Annotated in this window: 20 protein-coding genes and 1 pseudogene; 9 read left to right on the forward strand and 12 right to left on the reverse strand. The window is 62.7% G+C overall.

The window, feature by feature from the left end; translation table 11 throughout:
* Positions 1-6: 6 nt before the first annotated feature.
* Positions 7-351, reverse strand: a pseudogene (locus O3299_RS17640) (DNA-deoxyinosine glycosylase); the annotation flags it as partial.
* 295 nt (positions 352-646) lie between these two features.
* Between O3299_RS17640 and O3299_RS17645 the strand changes: the two are divergent.
* Positions 647-1,732 carry a DUF6516 family protein gene (locus O3299_RS17645; RefSeq protein WP_305062813.1) on the forward strand — a complete coding sequence of 362 codons (1,086 nt, stop codon included), beginning with the start codon at positions 647-649 and terminating at the stop codon, positions 1,730-1,732.
* A gap of 60 nt (positions 1,733-1,792) precedes the next feature.
* Entirely contained in the window at positions 1,793-1,969 is a 177-nt protein-coding gene (locus tag O3299_RS17650; RefSeq protein ID WP_305054083.1) for a hypothetical protein, read from the forward strand.
* A gap of 167 nt (positions 1,970-2,136) precedes the next feature.
* Here the strand turns inward: O3299_RS17650 and O3299_RS17655 are convergent, their stop codons facing one another.
* Positions 2,137-2,709 carry a DNA-deoxyinosine glycosylase gene (locus tag O3299_RS17655; protein ID WP_305062814.1) on the reverse strand — a complete coding sequence of 191 codons (573 nt, stop codon included), beginning with the start codon at positions 2,707-2,709 and terminating at the stop codon, positions 2,137-2,139.
* Positions 2,710-2,771: 62 nt separating this feature from the next.
* On the opposite strand from O3299_RS17655, the gene O3299_RS17660 reads away from it, so the two are divergent.
* On the forward strand, positions 2,772-3,200 hold the full coding sequence (locus O3299_RS17660) for a DUF962 domain-containing protein (RefSeq protein WP_305062815.1): 429 nt from the start codon (positions 2,772-2,774) through the stop codon (positions 3,198-3,200).
* 144 nt (positions 3,201-3,344) lie between these two features.
* The gene (locus tag O3299_RS17665) at positions 3,345-3,794 is read left to right on the forward strand and encodes a glycine zipper 2TM domain-containing protein (RefSeq protein WP_034780449.1); all 450 of its coding nucleotides are present in this window, start codon (positions 3,345-3,347) and stop codon (positions 3,792-3,794) included.
* Positions 3,795-3,818: 24 nt separating this feature from the next.
* Here the strand turns inward: O3299_RS17665 and O3299_RS17670 are convergent, their stop codons facing one another.
* A complete protein-coding gene (locus O3299_RS17670) occupies positions 3,819-3,950 on the reverse strand; it encodes a hypothetical protein (RefSeq protein WP_257218848.1) in 132 nt (43 codons plus the stop codon).
* Between the two features lie 182 nt (positions 3,951-4,132).
* Between O3299_RS17670 and O3299_RS17675 the strand changes: the two genes are divergently transcribed.
* The 3 genes from O3299_RS17675 (at position 4,133) to O3299_RS17685 (ending at position 6,349) form a co-directional block, all read left to right on the forward strand.
* Positions 4,133-5,077: a DMT family transporter gene (locus O3299_RS17675; protein WP_305062816.1), complete on the forward strand. Its 945-nt coding sequence runs from the start codon at positions 4,133-4,135 to the stop codon at positions 5,075-5,077.
* Positions 5,074-5,580, forward strand: a complete 507-nt coding sequence (locus O3299_RS17680; protein ID WP_305062817.1) for a GNAT family N-acetyltransferase — start codon at positions 5,074-5,076, stop codon at positions 5,578-5,580. The genes O3299_RS17675 and O3299_RS17680 overlap by 4 nt, the downstream gene beginning before the upstream one ends.
* 589 nt (positions 5,581-6,169) lie before the next feature.
* Positions 6,170-6,349: a hypothetical protein gene (locus O3299_RS17685; protein ID WP_034746290.1), complete on the forward strand. Its 180-nt coding sequence runs from the start codon at positions 6,170-6,172 to the stop codon at positions 6,347-6,349.
* 11 nt (positions 6,350-6,360) lie between these two features.
* On the opposite strand, the gene O3299_RS17690 is transcribed toward O3299_RS17685, so the two are convergent.
* The 9 genes from O3299_RS17690 to O3299_RS17730 all read right to left on the reverse strand — a co-directional run bounded on the left by O3299_RS17690 (position 6,361) and on the right by O3299_RS17730 (position 17,603).
* On the reverse strand, positions 6,361-7,791 hold the full coding sequence (locus O3299_RS17690; RefSeq protein WP_305062983.1) for a glycine betaine ABC transporter substrate-binding protein: 1,431 nt from the start codon (positions 7,789-7,791) through the stop codon (positions 6,361-6,363).
* 84 nt (positions 7,792-7,875) lie between these two features.
* Positions 7,876-9,102 carry an imidazolonepropionase gene (gene hutI / locus O3299_RS17695; protein WP_305062818.1) on the reverse strand — a complete coding sequence of 409 codons (1,227 nt, stop codon included), beginning with the start codon at positions 9,100-9,102 and terminating at the stop codon, positions 7,876-7,878.
* Between the two features lie 12 nt (positions 9,103-9,114).
* Positions 9,115-9,690 carry a HutD family protein gene (locus O3299_RS17700; RefSeq protein WP_305062819.1) on the reverse strand — a complete coding sequence of 192 codons (576 nt, stop codon included), beginning with the start codon at positions 9,688-9,690 and terminating at the stop codon, positions 9,115-9,117.
* Positions 9,690-11,066, reverse strand: a complete 1,377-nt coding sequence (locus O3299_RS17705) for a formimidoylglutamate deiminase (protein WP_305062820.1) — start codon at positions 11,064-11,066, stop codon at positions 9,690-9,692. The genes O3299_RS17700 and O3299_RS17705 overlap by 1 nt, the downstream gene beginning before the upstream one ends.
* Complete coding sequence (gene hutG, locus O3299_RS17710; protein ID WP_305057355.1) at positions 11,051-11,839, reverse strand: N-formylglutamate deformylase; 789 nt, start codon at positions 11,837-11,839, stop codon at positions 11,051-11,053. The genes O3299_RS17705 and hutG overlap by 16 nt, the downstream gene beginning before the upstream one ends.
* A gap of 20 nt (positions 11,840-11,859) precedes the next feature.
* A complete protein-coding gene (hutH, locus tag O3299_RS17715) occupies positions 11,860-13,419 on the reverse strand; it encodes a histidine ammonia-lyase (RefSeq protein WP_289900202.1) in 1,560 nt (519 codons plus the stop codon).
* Between the two features lie 19 nt (positions 13,420-13,438).
* Positions 13,439-15,142 carry a urocanate hydratase gene (gene hutU / locus O3299_RS17720; RefSeq protein WP_305054092.1) on the reverse strand — a complete coding sequence of 568 codons (1,704 nt, stop codon included), beginning with the start codon at positions 15,140-15,142 and terminating at the stop codon, positions 13,439-13,441.
* A gap of 106 nt (positions 15,143-15,248) precedes the next feature.
* Positions 15,249-16,922: an amidohydrolase gene (locus tag O3299_RS17725; protein ID WP_305062821.1), complete on the reverse strand. Its 1,674-nt coding sequence runs from the start codon at positions 16,920-16,922 to the stop codon at positions 15,249-15,251.
* A gap of 66 nt (positions 16,923-16,988) precedes the next feature.
* Positions 16,989-17,603 carry a GNAT family N-acetyltransferase gene (locus tag O3299_RS17730; protein WP_305054094.1) on the reverse strand — a complete coding sequence of 205 codons (615 nt, stop codon included), beginning with the start codon at positions 17,601-17,603 and terminating at the stop codon, positions 16,989-16,991.
* A 108-nt stretch (positions 17,604-17,711) separates the two neighbouring features.
* Between O3299_RS17730 and O3299_RS17735 the strand changes: the two genes are divergently transcribed.
* Both O3299_RS17735 and O3299_RS17740 read left to right on the forward strand, forming a co-directional pair.
* Positions 17,712-18,794 carry a hypothetical protein gene (locus tag O3299_RS17735; protein WP_305062822.1) on the forward strand — a complete coding sequence of 361 codons (1,083 nt, stop codon included), beginning with the start codon at positions 17,712-17,714 and terminating at the stop codon, positions 18,792-18,794.
* On the forward strand, positions 18,769-19,248 hold the full coding sequence (locus O3299_RS17740; protein WP_305054096.1) for a hypothetical protein: 480 nt from the start codon (positions 18,769-18,771) through the stop codon (positions 19,246-19,248). Before O3299_RS17735 ends, O3299_RS17740 begins: the two co-directional genes overlap by 26 nt.
* Positions 19,249-19,253 lie beyond the last annotated feature (5 nt).

A 19,253-nucleotide genomic window follows, 5' to 3' on the forward strand; every position in this document is an offset into this window, starting at 1 on the left:
GCCATCTCACCGGCGCAAAGCCAGCCACGCCTGCAATTTGTGCGCATACGCCAAGGTGTAGGCGGGGCTACTCGACGGCAAGCTGACGATGCGGTAGCGCTGCGCGTGCTCGCCCAGCACCTTGATGCCCAGCTTGGCGGCCGTGCCGCCGTTGAAGGCGATCGTCTGCAATTGCGGCAGGCTGGCGGCCAGGGCCACCAGGTCGTTGTGGTCGCGGGCGCGGATATTGCTGTCCAGGCTGCCCGTGCGCTGCGCCTGCGCCACCACGTCCCACAGGCCCACGCCGTGCGCCAGCAAGGTTGCCAGACGCTCTTCATAAAGCAAGCTAGTCAATTCCACGCCCAGCACTTCGGTTTTTCTGCTGCCCTTTGGCACCTGAAAGCGCGCATCCATGCGATTCTCTGCGACTTGCGCAAGGTTCTCGCTTTCATTCTACAAGTCCCTCAGGTTTTCTGGATATAGTTGTGCGACGAATAGCGTAGCTTTCAGGCGCTACCGTGAATGCAACTGGAGCGTTCATGAAAGTCCCGGGAAGTCTTCACCGATTGAATCTCGAAGTATGCGGAAGCTTTGGATATCTGCTTGATTTTGCATAATGCAGACGCATATCGGTTCGATACTCACCAGTTGAAAGTGAAGGAATAACTTGAGCATCCACCAAATGATCCAGATTTGTTTCAGTCATGGCCTTGACGGACGCAATACGGACACGTGTGTAAAGAGCATGGCGGTAAACGTGCTGAAGCCGAACATGCCCGTGGTCGCGATTGAAATGAAGAGCCGAAGTGATCTTCTGCAAATGATGAAGACAGCCGACAATACCCACATCTACATCGGTGCCGGTGTCTTCCATTTCAATGCTTTCTATGCAGCAACCGATAACTTCCCTGCGCCACGAATTTACTACATGAAGACGGCTGACCTGATGGCTGTCGGTACGATTGGCGCATATATGCAGCAGCATGGTGTAACGCTTCCGCCTATGAACGACGAACGGTTCTCACCACTGATTGAGGACAAGCGCTATGCCAAACGTTACGAACAATGGCATACGCGGTGGGAGGCGAACAGCAAGGCATTCAAGGGCTTGCTGGACGGGAGGGTCAGGAACACAGCGGTCGAACAAGGTATTTGGTTGTCTTCCGATGGCAGTTGCATGATGTGTGGAGACAAGACTGATCTGATGTCTACGACTACAGTTATCGGTGCGAAGGGCATAATGATTGGTTTGCAGCTTTGCGGTCAGCATGAAGCGGAAGCCATGGATCACTCAACACTGCTCAACTACATTTCAGAAAAGATGGGCGTGCCTGCCCCTTTCCTCGTAGGTGCAAAGGTCGTGCGGCACGGGCAGCAAACCATCGACATGACCTGTGATGCGGTGCGCGACGAACTAAAATGCGTGATTGAAAAAATTGATGGTCAGACCATAACTGCTATGCGCAAGTCAGGGTTTCGCCTGATCATTCGTCAAGATGCGTTAAATGATTACGCATACAATATTCAAGATCCTACAGGGAAGCCGATTGCGCGGATAGATTCGGCTGATCATCACAAAGTCGAATATGGCCCGGACCATGTTCATCGCAACTTGAGCAAGTCCAAGAAAAATCAAGTTGAACCGAGTTTCACATATGGATTTGCAGTAGCCGACCTCAAGGCAATTCGGCAGCTTGTTGAGACTGCCGAAGAAAAATGGACATTGGCACAAGTCTCAGGCAAGGTTACATAAAACACGACCGAAGCTTAAACGCCTACTTGGTAAAGCCGCCCCAAATATGTGGGACGCATCTTGGCTTTCGACCACAAATACCGGCATCCATCAGATCAAAGAGTGCCGTATGAGTTCAAAGATGCACAGCAACTCATCAACGATTTCTTTGCGGACATGGGCTGCATACTGCAGGAGGTAGGAAGTGATGAGGCCGATTTTATTGGCATCCTGCCGCAGGAGAAAACATTCACTTGACTGGAAGTGCCAGTGCTCCTTCGGATGACACCAAAATCACGTTCCGTTCTCTTCGGCAGAAATTGCCGCAATACGTCCTCGGTCGATACTGATCCCGTTCTTTCTGACCGAAATGATACGCTCACTCCACCGGATTCGGCGTTGATTTTCAGGCAGGCTGCTCGATGTCAGTTGGTGACCGAGATAGCACCGCATAGAACCTGCCATAATCGCAATTTTTCGACGTAGGACAAAGTATAGGCGGGGCTACTCGATGGAAGTTGGACGATGCGATAGCGCGTCGCATGCTGACCCAGAACCTTCAGACCCAACTTGGACGCCGTCCCGCCGTTAAAAGCAATGGTCGTCAACTCAGGTAAATTGGAAATTAATGCGAGTAAATCGTTGTCGTCGCGGGCGCGGATATTGCTGTCCAGGCTGCCCGTACGCTGCGCCTGCGCCACCACATCCCACAGGCCCACGCCGTGCGCCAGCAAGGTGCTCAAGCGCGCTTCATAGGGCTGGCTTGTCAAGTCCACGCCCAGCACCTCTCCCAGCAACCGCCAGAACTTGTTTTGCGGATGCGCATAATATTGGCTGTGCGCCAGCGATTTTTCGCCGGGCAAGCTGCCCAGTATCAGCAAGCGCGTATCGGCGTCGACGACGGGATCGAAACAGCGCTTGCGCGGGTCGGCGGCAGTGTCTGGCAAGTAGGCTGGGCTATTCAAATGAGCGGTCCGGAGGGGGAAATGAAGGGCCATTTTACCCGGCCACGCGACGGTGTAGAATTCCCGGACAACCATCCCTACACAAGAGACCGCCCATGCGCACCATCGACACCCTGCTGGCCCAGTATGGCGAAAGCCACCGCAACCACGTCAATGAATGGGTGCACATCGTGTGCGTGCCGCTGATCGTTTTCAGCCTGCTGGGGCTGCTTTGGAGCGTGCATCCCAGCGTGGCGCTGCTCGGCAGTATTCTCGCTTTATACTATTACTACAAGCTGTCACGTCCGTTTGCGGTGGGCATGCTGGCCATGCTGGCCGCCATGCTGGGCCTGCTGCTGCTCATGCCGGCGCTGACCATCCTGCCCGTGTCGCTGGCGCTGTTCGTGCTGGCCTGGATAGGCCAGTTCATCGGCCACCAGATCGAAGGCAAGAAACCGTCGTTCCTGGACGACTTGCGCTTCTTGCTGGTGGGACCGCTGTTCGTGCTGGGATTTTTATACCGGCGCCTGCGGTTGGCGTATTGAGCAGCAAGCGGTCACGCGGTCACGCGGGGCCGTAACAGATTTTTACTATTCGCAACTAGTTATATGAGGCAAGTGTCCTTATGATAAGTCATCATCTGTCGGTCAATGTAATCGGCAACTAACTTTTGTCCAAGGGAGTCCCACATGAAAGCACCAATTATTGCAGTGGCATTGCTCGCCACCCTGGCCGGCTGCGCCGTACAACCGAACTCGGCGAATGTGTACAACGCGCGCCAGGCGCAGAATGAACAATCGGTTCGCATGGGCACGGTTGAATCCGTGCGCCAGGTCACCATCGACAAGGGTGAAACGGGCACGGGCGTGCTGGCTGGCGCGGCGCTGGGCGGCGTGGCCGGTTCGACAGTCGGTGGCGGCAAGGGCGCCATCGCTGCCAGCATCCTGGGCGCCGTCGCCGGCGGCATGGCGGGCAAAAGCATCGAAGCGAACGCGTCCAACAAACCCGGCCTGGAAATCACCGTACGCCTGGACAATGGCGACATGCGCGCCATCGTGCAAGACGCGGACGAACTGTTCCGTCCGGGCGAACGCGTGCGCCTGCTGTCCGATGGCCGCAAGACCCGCGTCACCCACTGATCTCTGCTTGCCGGCGCATGCGCTTTAGCCGAATGCGCCGGCTGCCATCAGCAAGGCCGAGGGTGACATGCCCTCATGCAGCCAGATGGCAACCAAGGTTGCCACCACGACATACACAAGCACGCTCCATACTTTGATCTGCAGTGAGGCTGGCATGGCGGTCCCCTTCAAAGATGCAATTCAGAAAATGTTTACTTGATAATAAAGTAAATATTTTCATAAATTCAACATTTTCCAGAAGCACTGCGCTGGCTCAATGCCTCGTTGTCTCCTGACCACTCTTTGAGCAAGCCCGGCCAATACTCGCCATCCCCGCGCGATGCCCGTATACTTGCGCGATGTCCTCTCCTCTCCTGTTCATCATTGCCTGCCTGATCTGGGGCTCCACCTTCTGGGCCATCACCTTGCAGCTGGGCGATGTCGCCCCCGCCGTTTCCGTGGTCTACCGCTTCGGCCTCGCGTCCGCCACCCTGTTTGCCTGGTGCGCCTTGCGCGGCGACCGCTTGCGCCTGCCCTGGCGCGCGCAGAAATGGATGCTGCTGCAGGGCCTGGCCTCGTTTGCCCTCAGCTATGTGTGCACGTATAGTTCCGAACAGTACCTCGTCTCCGCCCTCGTCAGCGTGCTGTTTGCGCTGATGGTGTTCTGGACGCCATTGCTCAACCGCATCGCCTTCGGCACGCCCATCACCTGGAGCACCTGCTGCGCGGCCTTCGTTGCCATCTGCGGCATCGTGCTGCTGTTTTACCAGTCCATCGGTGCGGCACTGCAAGATATCCTGGGCGGCGGCAATGGTCATTTCCTGCTCGGCTTCATGCTGGCCCTGGTGGCCACCGTGTCCAGCACGGCGGGCAATGCCCTCGTCATGAAAGTGCGCGAGCATTCCGGCAACGTGATGCTGACCATGGCCTGGACCATGCTGTGGGGCACCTTGATGGTAGCCGCCTGGGCCATCGCCACGGGCCAGTCCTGGCAATTGCCCACGCGCCCCAGTTACTGGATGGGATTGGTGTACCTGGCCATCTTCGGCTCGGTGATCGCCTTCAGCGCGTATTTCACGTTAATCGCCCGCATCGGCACGCAAAAGACCGTGTATATCGGCGTCGTCACCCCCGTCATTTCCGTGCTGTTGTCGGTGCAGTTCGAACACTACCGGCCCGCCGCCATCGAATGGGTGGGCATGGTGCTGTGCCTGTCCAGCGTGGCCTGGGCCCTGACGTCGGGCGCGCGCAAGACGAGCAGCATCGCTTCCCTTTCCACCACTCCATCCACAAAGGCAACATGAGCACCTCTTCCTCCCTCGCCATCCGTCCCGCGACCGCATCCGACGTGGCCTCCATCTTTGGCATGATCCATGAACTGGCCGTGTTTGAAAAACTCGAACACATGATGATCGCCAGGGAATCCATGCTGCACGACAGCCTGTTCGGCGCCCATCCCGCGTGCGAAGCGCTGGTGGGCGAGGAAGATGGCGAGGTGGTGACGTTCGCCCTGTTCTTCCATAATTTTTCCACCTTCCTGTGCCGCAAGGGCTTGTATCTGGAAGACCTGTATGTGAAGCAATCGGTGCGCGGCAAGGGTTATGGCAAGCAGATGCTCGTGGCGCTGGCGCAACTGGCCGTCGCACGCGATTGCGGCCGCTTCGAATGGTCGGTGCTGGACTGGAATGAAAACGCGATCAATTTCTACAAGGGCATGGGCGCGGACGTGATGCCGGACTGGCGCATCTGCCGGGTCGCTGGCGATGCCTTGACGCAATTGTCGGCCGGTACGCCGCAACCACTGTGATTGGCACTGCATCGCGGGAACTGCAAATGCAAGTTCCAAAAAAAATCCCCGCGGGCTAGCGGCACCGCGGGGTGAACCCATTGTCAAGTGGGAGGGGGAGAATGCAATCAACGGTTATCAATATAAACGCTGCCGCTTGCCACCGCGCAGACCTTTACATTTGCTTACCGGGCCTTACATTTGACTTAAATCCGCTAACCAAGTGTCACCGAGTGTCGCTCGGATGACACTGATTATTTCCGTGGTTCAATCAATGTGCCGTGCAAACCGATATGTTGTTGTGTAAGCCCACTGCCACCCTGCGCATTCTTATAGATTTGGTACACTGTGAAACAGGCGATGCAGCCAGCAACCACGGCAAAAATGACCATGCGACGCTCCTTGAGTATGCTTGAGGGAATCAGAGCCCGCGGCGCCTGATGATGACCGGGCGAGCAGGGAAGATTCAGTGTGGCATCTTCGGTCTGGGGGGCATTGCGCAATCTCAAACGCGCCAATTTGACGGGGTCATGGCATTTGATATGGCGCAAAGTGGCGGCATTCCGCTCACACAAAATGAACGCATCGTTACGCACCTGGGAGCCACATCATGAATGTCTCTGCCAAACCGCTCGTCATGAAAATCTACCGCGCCTACCTGCGCTCCCGCCTGGAGCGCTACACGCGCGACTTGCAAGCCATCGCCGAACAGCGCGAGAACGACTTCCAGGCTGAACGCATCCTGCACCAGGCCGTCGTCTCGGTGCGCTCCAAACTGCACTCGCTGTAACCGTGATGCCGTCAGTGCTGCCGGCCGGCAACGGCCCAGCGCTCCACCAGCTCGAACAAGCCTTGCGTCAGCAGGGCCAGCACGGCTGCGGGGATCGCGCCGGCCAGCAGCATGTCGTTGTCATTCAGCGCCAGGCCGATGGTGATGCGTTCGCCATAACCGCCCGCGCCGATGAAAGCGGCGATGGTGGCCGTGCCCACGCTCATCACGGCCGCCGTTTTGATGCCCGCCAGCATCACCGGCAAGGCCAGCGGCAAGTCCACGTGCAGCAAGCGGTCGCGCTTGCTCAAGCCCAGCGCCAGCGCCGCCATGCGCAAGCCTTGCGGCACCTGCAAGATGCCCGTGCACGTGTTGCGCACGATGGGCAGCAAGGCGTACACGAATAGCGCCACCAGCGCCGGCACGGTGCCGATCATGCCCAGCAGCGGGATCAATATCGCCAGCAAGGCCAGCGACGGCACCGTCTGCAGCACGCCGACGAAGGCCAGCACCGTTTGCCGCAGCGGCGCCGACAACGCCGCCAGCACGCCCAGCGGAATGCCGATCAGGCACGCCAGCGCCACCGACAGCAGCACCAGGGTCAGGTGCTGGCGCGTCAGGGTCCACAGATCGTCGCCGATGAGTTTATCGAGCAGCTTGCTGCGCGCGGCGGCCGGTTTTTTCGCCGACGTGCCGGAGGCCAGCCACTGGTGCGCCACGCCGGAAAAAGTCTTGCCATCGATTTCCACGGCCGCATTCATGGCGATCATGTCACTCTCGCTGATGCGCCCCTGCAAGCCTTGCAGCGCGAGCCAGGCAGCGGGAAAACGCCGCGGCACGTCGAGCCGGTACAGGAGCATGGCATCGTAGCGGGGAAAATACTGCTGCGTGTCGGCCAGCACGCGCAAGCCGTACTGGCGGATCTTCGCGTCCGTCGAATAAATGTCGATCACATCCACCTGGCGCTGCGCCAGCGCCTCGTAGGCGATGCCGTGATCGAGCCCGCGCGGGCGCTGCGGCAAACCATAGCGCGCGGCCAGGCCCGGCCAGCCATCGACCCGGCCGATGAATTCATGCGACAGACCGAATTTCAGGGCGGGATGCTGTGCCAGCTGCGCCAGGCTGGCGATGCCCGTTTCATCGCCGCGCATGGCCAGCGCATACGTATTGTTAAATCCCAGCGGCACGGCCACGCCCAGGCCCAGCGTGGCCAGCTCGCGCCGCATCTGCGCCAGATCAATGGCCTTGTCGTGCTTGAGGATTTCGCTGGCGATGGTGCCCATGTATTCGGCATACACGTCGATGCTGCCCGCCTGCAGCGCGGCCAGCACGATGGCCGTGTTGCCCAGGCCCTGGCGGTGTTCCGCCCTGACGTGCGGCGCAGCGCTCTGTTTGACGATTTCGCCGAGAATATACGATTCCGTAAAGCGCTTCGAACCCACCTTCAGGGTGCCGCCGTCCATGGCAAGGGAGGATATGGGCGCGGCGGCGAAGACAAGTAACAACAGCAAATAAGCAGCACGCACGCGGCGCTCCAGGACGGATGATCAATCCGGCAAGCTTACCACCGGCGCGCGCCAGACACCGCCATGCACCACGCCCGCGCACGGGTTCAGGCCCAGCGCATACGCCAGGTCGGCCGGGCGCGCGATGCGCCACAGGGCAAAATCGGCGCGCTTGCCCACCGCCAGGCTGCCCGTTTCCTGCTGCAAGCCCAGCGCGCGCGCCGCATGGATCGTGCAGCCGGCCAGCGCTTCCTGCGGCGTCAAGCGCCACAGGGTGCAGGCCATGTTCATCGCCAGCAGCAGGGACGTCAGCGGCGACGTGCCCGGGTTGCAATCGGTGGACACGGCCATCGGCACGCCGGCCGCGCGCAAGGCCGCCACTGGCGGCGGCTGCGTCTCGCGCAAAAAGTAATACGCGCCCGGCAGCAGCACGGCCACCGTGCCATGCTGCGCCATGGCGGCGACGCCCTCTGCCGACAGGAATTCCAGGTGGTCGGCCGACAGGCCGCCATAGCGCGCCACCAGCGCCGCGCCGCCCAGGTCCGACAGCTGCTCGGCATGGAGTTTTACAGGTAGCCCCAGCGCCTGCGCCGCATCAAACATGCGCTGCGTTTGCGCCGGCGTAAAGCCGATGCGCTCGCAAAACGCGTCGACGGCGTCCACCAGGCCGTCGCTGGCCAGCTGGGGCAGCATTTGCCCGCACAGCAGCCCGATATACGCATCGGCCTGGCCTGCATACTCGGGCGGCAGCGCGTGCGCGCCGAGGAAGGTGGTGCGCACGGATACGGGCAGTGTTTGCCCGATGCGGCGCGCCACGCGCAGCATCTTCGCCTCACTGGCCGCATCGAGGCCGTAGCCGGACTTGATCTCCAGCGTCGTCACGCCCTCGGCCAGCAGCGCCAGCACGCGGGGCAGGCTTTGCCGCAGCAATTCGTCGTCGCTGGCCGCACGCGTGGCGCGCACGGTAGACATGATGCCGCCGCCGGCACGGCTGATGTCTTCATAGCTGGCGCCATTCAGGCGCGCCTCGAATTCGTCGCTGCGGTTGCCCGCGTGGACGATGTGCGTGTGGCAGTCGATCAGGCCGGGCGTGAGCCAGCAACCCTGGCCATCCTGCAGCACCGCGCCGCTGGCCGGCAATTCGTCGCCGGGGCCGAACCAGGCGATGCGGCCATCCTTGACGGCGATGGCCGCGTCCAGCAGCTCGCCATAACCGTGCTCCATGGTGGCCAGGTGGACGTTGTGGATGACCAGGTCCCAGTCTTGCATCGCTTTCTCTCCCTAGGTAAACAGGTCGACGCACAGCACGGGCGAACGCTGCAAGGCGTCGAGCCGCCATTCCTGCGCATCGTCGGCGTCCAGCAGCAGCCCGTCATGGCGAGCCAGCGCGAACTGCTGCTCGCCACCGCGCGCCAGCACGTGGCCTTCGCCGGCGACAAACAGCAAGGTCGCCGCGCTGCGCCGCACCAGCCGGCACGGGGCCGTAATTTTTTCCAGCTGGTGGCGGCAGCGGTCGCGCCGCGTCATCACATTGAAATCCGTCGTCGTTCCCCTGACTTGCGCCTCCACGGCCGCTTCGCCGGGAAACCACAGCATCGGTTGCGCCGCGCTCAAGGTCACCTTGCGCGTGCCGTCCAGCGTCAGCTGCACGCTGTCGCCATCGACCAGCATCAGGCTGCGGTCGATGCCGGGAAAACTGGAAAACGGCCCGCTGGCCGTGATCGTCGCCAGGCTGATACGCCAGTCGAATTCCATCAGGCTGGCGCCGGGCGGAGCAATGGCGATTTCCATCGTGCTGCCGCCGCCGTTTTTCCACGGCGCGGCGCGCAGGCATTCCTGCGGGATGAAGGTCGCCATCAGAGCGCCCTCAGTTGCGCCAGCGTGCGCTTGTAGGCGGCGGCGATGGCGTCCTGCGCCACGTGGCGCCCGTCGCGCACCTGCCATTGGCCGCCGCACAGCACGTCGCGCACCAGGTTATCGTTGCCGCAGAAAAGTACGCTGCCCAGCACATTGTCGATGGCCACGCCGCACAGGTTCACATGCGCCTCGTCGAGCACCAGCAAGTCGGCGCGGCAGCCGGGCGCCAGCGCGCCGAGCTTGCGCCCGGCCGCCTGCGCGCCGCCCTGCAGGGCCGCCTGCCACAGGTAGTCGCCCACATGGCGCTCCTCCGACGTGGCGGCGACATTGCGCTGCTGCCGCTGCAGACGCTGGGCATACTCGAGCCAGCGCAATTCCTCGACGGGCGACTGCGATACATGGCTGTCGCTGCCGACGCCAAAGCGCCCGCCGGCAGCGATGAATTCGGCCAGCGGGAACAGGCCGTCGCCCAGGTTCGCTTCCGTCGTCGGGCACAGGCCCGCCACGGCGCCGCTGGCGGCCATCAGCGCCACTTCATCGGGCTGCACATGCGTGGCATGCACGAGGCACCAGCGCGCATCGACGTCGACCTGCTCGTACAAATACTGCACCGGGCGCCGGCCGCTGTAGTCCAGGCACTGGTGCACCTCGCCCTGCTGTTCGGCGATGTGGATGTGGATGGGACGGCCCGCGGGCAGTGCCTGCGCCACCTGTTTGATCTGCGCTACGCCGGCCGCGCGCAGCGAATGGGGCGCAAAGCCCACCTCCACCTGCCCGCCGCGCTGCGGCGCCAGCGCCTCGACGATGCGCAGCACATCTTGCGCATCGGTGCGAAAGCGCGCCTGCTCCGCTTTCAACGCCTGCTCGCCAAAACCCGCATGGCTGTACAGCACGGGCAGCATGGTCAGGCCGATGCCGCTGAGGCGCGCCGCCGCCAGCACCCGTTCCGCCGTTTCCGCGGGACGCGCATACAGCGCGCCGGCCGCATCGCGCTGCAGGTAGTGAAATTCGCACACGGCCGTGTAGCCATGGCGCAGGCATTCCGCAAACAGCTGCGCGGCGATGCTTTCCATCTGTTCCGGCGTGATGTGGCGCGCGAAGCGGTACATCAGGTCGCGCCAGGTCCAGAAGCTGTCCGGTCCGTCACCCGCAATCTCCGTCATGCCGCCCAGCGCCCGCTGAAACGCGTGCGAATGCAGGTTGACCATGCCGGGCAAGACATATTCGGCCACTTCGGCGCCGGCAGGCGGCGCGGCGTTTTCCGCCACCGCCGTCAAATCCCCATTCTTGTCCCATTCCAGCAGCACGTCGCGGCGCCAGCCTTGCGGCAGCAGCGCATGGCGCGCAAACAGGGACGCACTCAACGCGCCACCCATGCCACGGCCGCTTCCATCATCTGGCGCAGCAGCGGCTGCACTTGCGCCGCCAGGTCGGGCCGGTAGCCAAACGGCGCCGCTTCATCCATGTACAGGCACTGGCACATCTCCAGCTGGATCGCATGCACGCGACCTTCCGGCTGGCCGTAGCGGCGCGTGATATGGCCGCCCTTGAAGCGGGCATTCAAGGCCACGGTAAATGCATCCTGCGCGCGCGCGATATCGACCACGGCGGACGTCAGGCCCGCATCGCAGCTGGCGCCATCGGCCGTGCCGAAGTTCAGGTCGGGCAGCTTGCCGTCAAAGAAGCGCGGCACGCGCGAGGCGATCGAATGAGCATCCCACAGCACCACGGCGCCATGCACGCGCAGCAGCCGGTCCAGTTCCGCGCGCAGCTGCGCATGATACGGCGCCCAGTAACTCTGCAGCCGCTGCCGCACGTCCTGCGCATCCGGTTCGCGACCGGCCAGGTACAGCGGCTCGCGATGAAAAGTATCGTTGGGCAGCAAGCCCGTCGTATCCTGCCCCGGATACAGATTCGTGTCTTCCTGCGGGCGGTTCAAGTCGATGGTGTAGCGCGACCAACGCGCCGACAGCACGGACGCATCCATCTCCTGCAAAAAGCCATACAGCTCGCGCAGATGCCAATCCGTGTCGGCCTTGACCAGGGCCTGCGGCGTCATGCGCGCGGCGATATCGTCCGGTATGTCGGTGCCCACGTGGGGCATCGACACGAGCAGCGGGATGCTGCCTTCATTAAAGCGGAAATCCATGCTTGTCTCCTTGCTCCAGCTCAAGCGTACAGCGGGGCGAACAAATTCTTGCACGTGCTGCTCAACTCACCCTGCAGAACCATCTGCTTGGCCGCTTCGATGTCGGGCGCGAAGAAGCGGTCGGCGTCGAAGAACGGCACTTTCTGGCGCAACTGGTGATGCACATGTTCCAGGTGCGGCGAGGTTTTCAGCGGACGGTGGAAATCGATGCCCTGCGCGGCGGCCAGCAGCTCGATGCCGACGATGACGGCCGTGTTGTGCGCCATGTCGTCCAGGCGGCGCCCGGCGAACGTGGCCATGCTCACGTGGTCTTCCTGGTTGGCGGACGTCGGCAGGCTGTCGACGCTGGCCGGATGCGCGAGCGACTTGTTTTCCGACGCCAACGCGGCAGCCGTCACGTGGGCGATCATGAAGCCGGAATTGACACCCGGGTCGCGCACGAGGAAAGGCGGCAGGCCGGACAAGGTGGCGTCGATCAGCAGCGCGATGCGGCGCTCGGCCAGCGCGCCGATTTCGGAAATCGCCAGCGCCAAGGTGTCGGCCGCAAAGGCCACCGGCTCCGCATGGAAATTGCCGCCCGAGACGATTTCCGCCTGCCCGTTGGGGCCATCCTGGAAGATCAGCGGGTTGTCCGTGACGGCATTGGCTTCGATCAACAGGGTGCGGCCGACGTTGCCGATCAAATCGAGGCAGGCGCCCATGACTTGCGGCTGGCAGCGCAGGCTGTACGGATCCTGCACGCGCTCGTCACCTTCCAGGTGCGAAGCGCGAATCGCGCTGTGCGCCACCAACTGGCGGTACATCTGCGCGGCCAGGATCTGGCCCGGCTGTCCGCGCACGGCGTGCACGCGCGCGTCGAACGGCGAATCGCTGCCCTTGGCCGCGTCGAGCGACAGCGCGCCCGTGACCATGGCCGCTTCCAGCAGGCGCTCGGCCATGAACAGGCCATGCAGCGCCAGCGCGTTCGACACTTGCGTGCCGTTGATCAGCGCCAGGCCCTCTTTCGCCGCCAGCACCACGGGCGCGATGCCCGCCTGCGCCAGCGCCTCGGGGGCCGCCATCAATTCGCCGTTGACGCGCACGTCGCCCACGCCCAGCATGGCCAGGGTCATGTGCGACAGCGGCGCCAGGTCGCCCGAGGCGCCGACGGACCCCTTGGCGGGAATGGCCGGCATGATGCCCGCGTTGTACAGGGCGATCAGGGTATCGACGATCAGCGGGCGCACGCCGGAAAAGCCGCGCGCCAGGCTGCCGATCTTCATCAGCATGATCAGGCGCACGACGGCGTCCGACAGCAGTTCCCCCGTGCCGACGGAATGCGACAGGATCAGGTTGCGCTGCAACTGCTCCAGCTTTTCATCGGGGATGCGCGTCTTGGCGAGCAGGCCGAAGCCCGTGTTGATGCCGTACGCCGCGTCGCCCTTGGCGACGATGGCTTGCACGGCGGCGGCCGACGCCTCGATGACGGGATAGGCCTCGGCAGCGAGGGTCAATTTTGCCGGCGCGGCCCAGACGGCGCGCAGGTCGGCCAGGGTCATCGCGCCTGGTTTCAGGGTCCAACTTTTGGCATGCTGTGTCATAGTCATTCGAATCGAGGTCTCAAGGAATCATGGGAAGAATCAGGCCGTTGCGCTTGGCGCAGGCGGCCGCTGTTTCGTAGCCGGCATCGGCATGGCGCATCACGCCCGAGCCGCTGTCGTTGACCAGCACGCGCGCCAGGCGTTTCGCCGCCGCTTCGCTGCCATCGGCCACGATGACCATGCCCGCATGCTGAGAATACCCCATTCCCACGCCGCCGCCATGGTGCAGCGAGACCCAGGTGGCGCCGCCGGCCGTATTGAGCATGGCGTTGAGCAGCGGCCAGTCGGAGACGGCGTCCGTGCCATCCTTCATGCTTTCCGTCTCGCGGTTCGGGCTGGCGACGGACCCCGTATCGAGGTGGTCGCGGCCGATGACGATGGGCGCCTTCAGCTCGCCCGTGCGCACCATCTCGTTGAAGGCCAGGCCGGCGATGTGGCGCTCGCCCAGTCCCAGCCAGCAGATGCGCGCCGGCAGCCCCTGGAAGGCGATGCGCTCGCGCGCCATGTCCAGCCAGTGGTGCACCTGCGCGTGGTGCGGGAACAGCTCCTTGATCTTCGCATCCGTTTTATAGATGTCTTCCGGGTCGCCCGACAAGGCCACCCAGCGGAACGGCCCGCGCCCTTCGCAGAACTGCGGGCGGATGTAGGCGGGCACGAAGCCGGGGAAGTCGAAGGCATTCTGCACGCCCTGGTCGAACGCCACCTGGCGGATGTTGTTGCCGTAATCGACGGTGTTCACGCCCATGGCGTGGAAATCGAGCATGGCTTGCACGTGGGCGGCACAGGAATCGGCGGCCGCCACCGTCAGGCGCGCATGGCGCTGCGGGTCTTGTTGCGCCGCCTTCCAGTCCGACACGCTCCAGCCGCGCGGCAGATAGCCGTTGACCAGGTCATGCGCGGACGTCTGGTCCGTCACCAGGTCCGGCACCAGGCCGCCCGCCTTGGCGCGGCGCACCAGCTCCGGCAGCACTTCGGCCGCGTTGCCCAGCAAGCCGATGGAAATGGCTTCCTTGCGCTGCGTGTGGTATTTGACCAGTTCCAGGGCTTCGTCCAGGCTGGACGCCTGCTTGTCCAGGTAGCGCGTGCGCAAACGGAAGTCGATGCTGCTTTGCTGGCATTCGATATTGAGCGAGACGGCGCCCGCCATGGTGGCGGCCAGCGGCTGCGCGCCGCCCATGCCGCCCAGGCCCGCCGTCAGAATCCAGCGTCCGCCCCAGTCGCCGCCGAAATGCTGGCGGCCCGCTTCGGCGAAGGTTTCATACGTGCCCTGCACGATGCCCTGCGTGCCGATATAGATCCAGCTGCCGGCCGTCATCTGGCCGTACATGAACAGGCCCTGGCGATCGAGTTCGTTGAAATGTTCCCAGTTGGCCCATTTCGGCACCAGGTTGGAGTTGGCGATCAGTACGCGCGGCGCATCCGCGTGGGTCTGGAACACGCCCACCGGCTTGCCGGACTGGATCAGCAAGGTCTGGTCGTCTTCCAGCTCGCGCAAGGACGCGAGGATCTGGTCGAAACAAGCCCAGTTGCGGGCCGCGCGGCCGATGCCGCCATAGACGACCAGGTGCTGCGGATTTTCCGCCACTTCCGGGTCCAGATTGTTTTGCAACATGCGGTAGGCCGCCTCGGCCTGCCAACTCTTGCAAGCCATGACCGTGCCGCGCGGGGCGCGGATGGTACGGCTGGCATCAAAGCGTGGATCGGTGTCCATTGTGCTGTTCATGCTGTCTCCTCGTAGGGTGCGAGCGGGCGTACTTGGCCCGCTCTGGTGCTACCAGCATAGGTTGTCTATACAACCAAGTCAACAGGTTTTTGCAGGCGTCAAATCCTTATTTTTTCTCGAACACGCGCTTGCCCGCCACCCACGTCTGCAGCACCTGCGTCTTGCCGATGGCCTTTGGTTCCACGCTGAACAAGTCCTGGTCGACGACGATGAAGTCCGCCCATTTGCCCGCTTCCAGGGTGCCGATGGCCTTTTCCTGGTGCGCCGCCCAAGCCGCGTCGAGGGTGAAGCAGCGCAGCGCCTGCGTCACCGTCATGGCTTGCTGCGGATACCAGCCGCCGGCCGGGAAGCCCTCGCTGTTTTGCCGCGTGACGGCCGCATGGATGCCCTCGAACGGGTTCGGCGACTCGATGGGGAAGTCGGAACCGCAGGCGATGCGCGAGCCTTGCGCAAGGAAGGTGCGCCACGCATACGCGCCCTTGATGCGCTCATGGCCCACGCGCTGCTCCGCCATGTTCTGGTCGGACGTGGCGTGCGTCGGCTGCATCGAGGGGACGATGCCCAGGGTCTTGAAGCGGGGGATATCGCTCAATTGCACCACCTGCGCATGTTCCATGCGGTGGCGCAGGCCCGCGCCGCGGTATTGCGCGATCAAGGCTGCATAGCCGTCGAGGATCTGGTGATTGCCCGCGTCGCCGATGGCGTGCACATTCACCTGGTAGCCGGCGCGCATGGCCTTTTCCATCTTCGCGCGCATGGCGCCGTCCGGGTAGAACAGCAGGCCACGGGTAGAGGGATCGTCGCTGTACGGTGCCAGCAGGGCCGCACCGCGGCTGCCCAGAGCGCCGTCGGACACCAGTTTGACGGCGCGCAAGGCGTACATGTCGCGCGCATAGCTATTCAAGGGGCCGTTTTTCGACAGCGCGTCGAAGTCTTCCGTCGTGTCAAAAATCATGCCGTACACGCGCACCGTCAGCTTGCCATGGTCCGCATAGTCGCGGAACAGCCGGTCCTGCATCTGGCCGATGCCCGCATCGTGCACGCTGGTCAGGCCCACTTGCGACAGCTGCGCCAGTGCGCCATCGAGGGCGGCGCGGTTTTCCACGTCGCCCGGCTTGGGCAGCACGGCGTCCATCAAGTCCATGGCGCTGTCGACCAGCACGCCGGTGGCATTGCCATCTGCATCGCGTTCGATCTTGCCGCCCGCCGGGTCTTGTGTGGCGCGCGTGATGCCGGCCAGCGCCAGCGCGCGGCTGTTGGCCCAGCCCGCGTGGCCATCGACGCGGCGCAGCCACACGGGCCGCGCACTTTCCGCCGCATCGAGTTCCGCTGCCGTGGGAAAGCGTCCCAGCTTCCAGATTTCCTGGTTCCAGCCATTGCCGACGACCCAGCTGCGCTCGGGATGCGCTTTGGCGAAGTCGCCCACGGCCTGCACGGCGGCCGGCAGCGAGGCAGAACCGTACAGCATCACGCCGCTGGCGATCGTCCCCAGGCCGAAGACGTGGCCGTGCGCGTCGATCAGGCCTGGCAGCACGGTTTTTCCCTGCACGTCGACATGGATGGTGCCCTTGGCCGCCTTGCGCTTCACCTGCGCGGCGCTGCCGACGGCGAGCAGCTTGCCCCCGTCGTCAAAGGCCAGCGCCGTGAAACGCACCACCTTGCCGGCAGCATTGAGGGTGTAGCCGTTGGCATTGTCGATGATGGTATCGGCATGCGCGTGGCCGATGGCCCCCAGGCAGGCGAGCGTGAGCAGGGTGCGGCGCAGTGGCAAGGTCGGCATTTCCATCTCCAGGTCTTTTAGTCGTTAGCAAAAAGACGAGTGTATAGAAATTGGCAAAATGGTCAATCAGGCAGCACGGGGCGCTCGTACCATCAGCCAGTAATCGCAGCCCGTGACGGCTTCCGCGTAGCGTCCCGCCGCCACGAAGCCCAGGCGGGCATAGAACGGCAGGCTGCGCTCGTTGTAGGTCTCCAGGAAGCACGCGGCGCCGGCCGCATCGACGGCCGCCAGGCCCGGCGCCAGCACGGACGCGCCCAGCCCCTGCCCTTGCGCGGCGGGAGCGATGCCGGCGATCGACAGGTACCACGCGTCTTGCAGACCATGCGGCGCCAGCGCGTGCTCCATGTTCGCGACGATGGCCGTGAAATGCGCAAAGCCCCGCTCCCCCAGCAGCGCGCGCAAGGCGGCTTCGCGCTGCGCATACGCGGCCTGGCGCAGGGCCGCCGGCGTATCCGTCGTCCAGATGGCGGCGCCATTGCCCGCGTCGTCAGCCAGGTCGACGCGCCCCGCCTGCCCCCCCTCGACCAGCGCCAGCGCGAAATAGGCTTCCAGCATGGCCAGCCGCGCCGCCTCGTCGCCGCCGCACGCCACCGTGACGGTGTGGTAGAACGGATCGCCGATCAGGGCGGCGGCCAGGCTGCGGGCGGTGCGGGAGGATTCGATGTTGGATGGGCTGGACATGGGGACTCTTTCTTCTTATTGAAACGCCCGGCATCTTAACGCAAGCGCGCAGGCCTTGCGCCCAGTCAATACCTGCAAGACGCCACGGGTCTACGCTGAGGTTTTCAGGTGGAATACCCCATGGCCAGGCACCATGTCATCAGCACCACCGCGTGCGACGTGTTCTTCAAGCTCGTGGCGCACCAGAAGAGCAGCCTGGGCGCGCGCTTCGACAGCATGATCGTCACCTTCAGCGCCGACGGCCAGCCCGTGCTGGGCGCCGCCCTGCGCAACGCGACAAGCGGCTGCGAACTGCACCGCCTGGCCGGCCAGCCCGACGAATGCTGGTGCTGCGGCTATGACGAGCAGCTGGAATTCGTCTCGCAAGCCGACGCACCGCTGGCGCACGCCGACTACCGGCTCACCTTGAGCAATGGCGAAACGTGGACGGGGACGACGAATGCGAAGGGGCGCACGGGGCGTATCGCCAGCAAGCGGGAGGAACAAATCACCCAGGCCGAATTCCTGCCGCACCCGGACAAATCGCCATGCTGCGCCGCCGCGCCAAAACACGCAGCGCCTGCCGTCAAGATCGTCCAACTGGATGGCATCAAGACGACCGGCAAGGATGTCGGTTCGTCCGTGAAACAGGTCAAAGTGAAGGACAAGGTTCGCCCGCTGACCAGGGGCGAGATCGACATGGCGTGGATGCTGTTCCAGGATGCGATTGACTACGGCAAGGTCAAGGTGCATGGGGAGCCGTATCTATGGTTTGGCTTGCAGCCGAAGGATGTGGCCATGACGCCGGATGGGGAGATGTATTTTCATGTATTGGACTACAAGGAGGACTTTTCCAAAGAAAAAGATAGTCTGAAACACTGGTTTATGCACGAAATGGTTCATGTTTGGCAGTACCAACTCGGATATCAAGTAAAACTGCGGGGAGCCATTCGCTTGGGGCTGGACTACAAATATACCTTACTCCCCAATCAGAAATTATCCAGCCATGACATGGAAGCGCAAGGTGATTTATTGGCGGACTACTTTGTGCTGAGATTTTTAACTTCCACTCGTGCCATGCGCCAGCAACGCTATAAAAACTCCGGAGAACTGTTTAAAAAGGTACTCAATGATTTTTTTAACGACCGCAAGAGCCCGAAAAACTTGCCTGGTAACGATATTGACCATGAGCCTATATTCGATATTCCCTGACACATGGGCATATTCCCGCATGGCAGAAGCAGTTATCCAGTCGGCGCAGGGCATGCCCTGCTTCTCCATTACAAAAAAAGAAGAGGCACGCAATGGCCTGCCATTTCTTGGCGCACTCATGGTTTCAGACATGTCCGTGCAACCGGTAAAGGAAGTATGGGGGTTCTCCCTGCCGCCAGACATGGCGTTAGCCATCCGTGCCAGCACATGCATCCGCTATGGAAACGTGCCTACCGGTGCGACGGGCATACGCGCAGAAAAACTGATACCCGGGCATTTCTATAGCGTATTCCTGAATGGCAGCCCCAAAGATCCGTCCGATCCAACGTATGGTTACCAAGGAAAATTCTGCGTAGTGGCGACGGCGGCCGGACCTCAGAAAGTCATTCCTATTGACAGCGACATGCAGGAGTGGCGCACTGAAATCTGCCCACCCCATCCATCACGCCCATGATTCGA

Origin of the sequence: Janthinobacterium sp. SUN176, assembly GCF_030587335.1 — a bacterium.
In the GTDB taxonomy this organism is placed as follows: Bacteria; Pseudomonadota; Gammaproteobacteria; order Burkholderiales; family Burkholderiaceae_D; genus Janthinobacterium; species Janthinobacterium kumbetense.

What these genes read in the sequence shown, in the direction of transcription:
- O3299_RS17655 (WP_305062814.1), bottom strand. Translation starts at nt 2,709, where the DNA reads ATGGCCCTTCATTTCCCCCTCCGGACCGCTCATTTGAATAGCCCAGCC.
- O3299_RS17660 (WP_305062815.1), top strand. Translation starts at nt 2,772, where the DNA reads ATGCGCACCATCGACACCCTGCTGGCCCAGTATGGCGAAAGCCACCGC.
- O3299_RS17665 (WP_034780449.1), top strand. Translation starts at nt 3,345, where the DNA reads ATGAAAGCACCAATTATTGCAGTGGCATTGCTCGCCACCCTGGCCGGC.
- O3299_RS17670 (WP_257218848.1), bottom strand. Translation starts at nt 3,950, where the DNA reads ATGCCAGCCTCACTGCAGATCAAAGTATGGAGCGTGCTTGTGTATGTC.
- O3299_RS17675 (WP_305062816.1), top strand. Translation starts at nt 4,133, where the DNA reads ATGTCCTCTCCTCTCCTGTTCATCATTGCCTGCCTGATCTGGGGCTCC.
- O3299_RS17680 (WP_305062817.1), top strand. Translation starts at nt 5,074, where the DNA reads ATGAGCACCTCTTCCTCCCTCGCCATCCGTCCCGCGACCGCATCCGAC.
- O3299_RS17685 (WP_034746290.1), top strand. Translation starts at nt 6,170, where the DNA reads ATGAATGTCTCTGCCAAACCGCTCGTCATGAAAATCTACCGCGCCTAC.
- O3299_RS17690 (WP_305062983.1), bottom strand. Translation starts at nt 7,791, where the DNA reads ATGGACGGCGGCACCCTGAAGGTGGGTTCGAAGCGCTTTACGGAATCG.
- hutI (WP_305062818.1), bottom strand. Translation starts at nt 9,102, where the DNA reads ATGCAAGACTGGGACCTGGTCATCCACAACGTCCACCTGGCCACCATG.
- O3299_RS17700 (WP_305062819.1), bottom strand. Translation starts at nt 9,690, where the DNA reads ATGGCGACCTTCATCCCGCAGGAATGCCTGCGCGCCGCGCCGTGGAAA.
- O3299_RS17705 (WP_305062820.1), bottom strand. Translation starts at nt 11,066, where the DNA reads ATGGGTGGCGCGTTGAGTGCGTCCCTGTTTGCGCGCCATGCGCTGCTG.
- hutG (WP_305057355.1), bottom strand. Translation starts at nt 11,839, where the DNA reads ATGGATTTCCGCTTTAATGAAGGCAGCATCCCGCTGCTCGTGTCGATG.
- hutH (WP_289900202.1), bottom strand. Translation starts at nt 13,419, where the DNA reads ATGACACAGCATGCCAAAAGTTGGACCCTGAAACCAGGCGCGATGACC.
- hutU (WP_305054092.1), bottom strand. Translation starts at nt 15,142, where the DNA reads ATGAACAGCACAATGGACACCGATCCACGCTTTGATGCCAGCCGTACC.
- O3299_RS17725 (WP_305062821.1), bottom strand. Translation starts at nt 16,922, where the DNA reads ATGCCGACCTTGCCACTGCGCCGCACCCTGCTCACGCTCGCCTGCCTG.
- O3299_RS17730 (WP_305054094.1), bottom strand. Translation starts at nt 17,603, where the DNA reads ATGTCCAGCCCATCCAACATCGAATCCTCCCGCACCGCCCGCAGCCTG.
- O3299_RS17740 (WP_305054096.1), top strand. Translation starts at nt 18,769, where the DNA reads ATGAGCCTATATTCGATATTCCCTGACACATGGGCATATTCCCGCATG.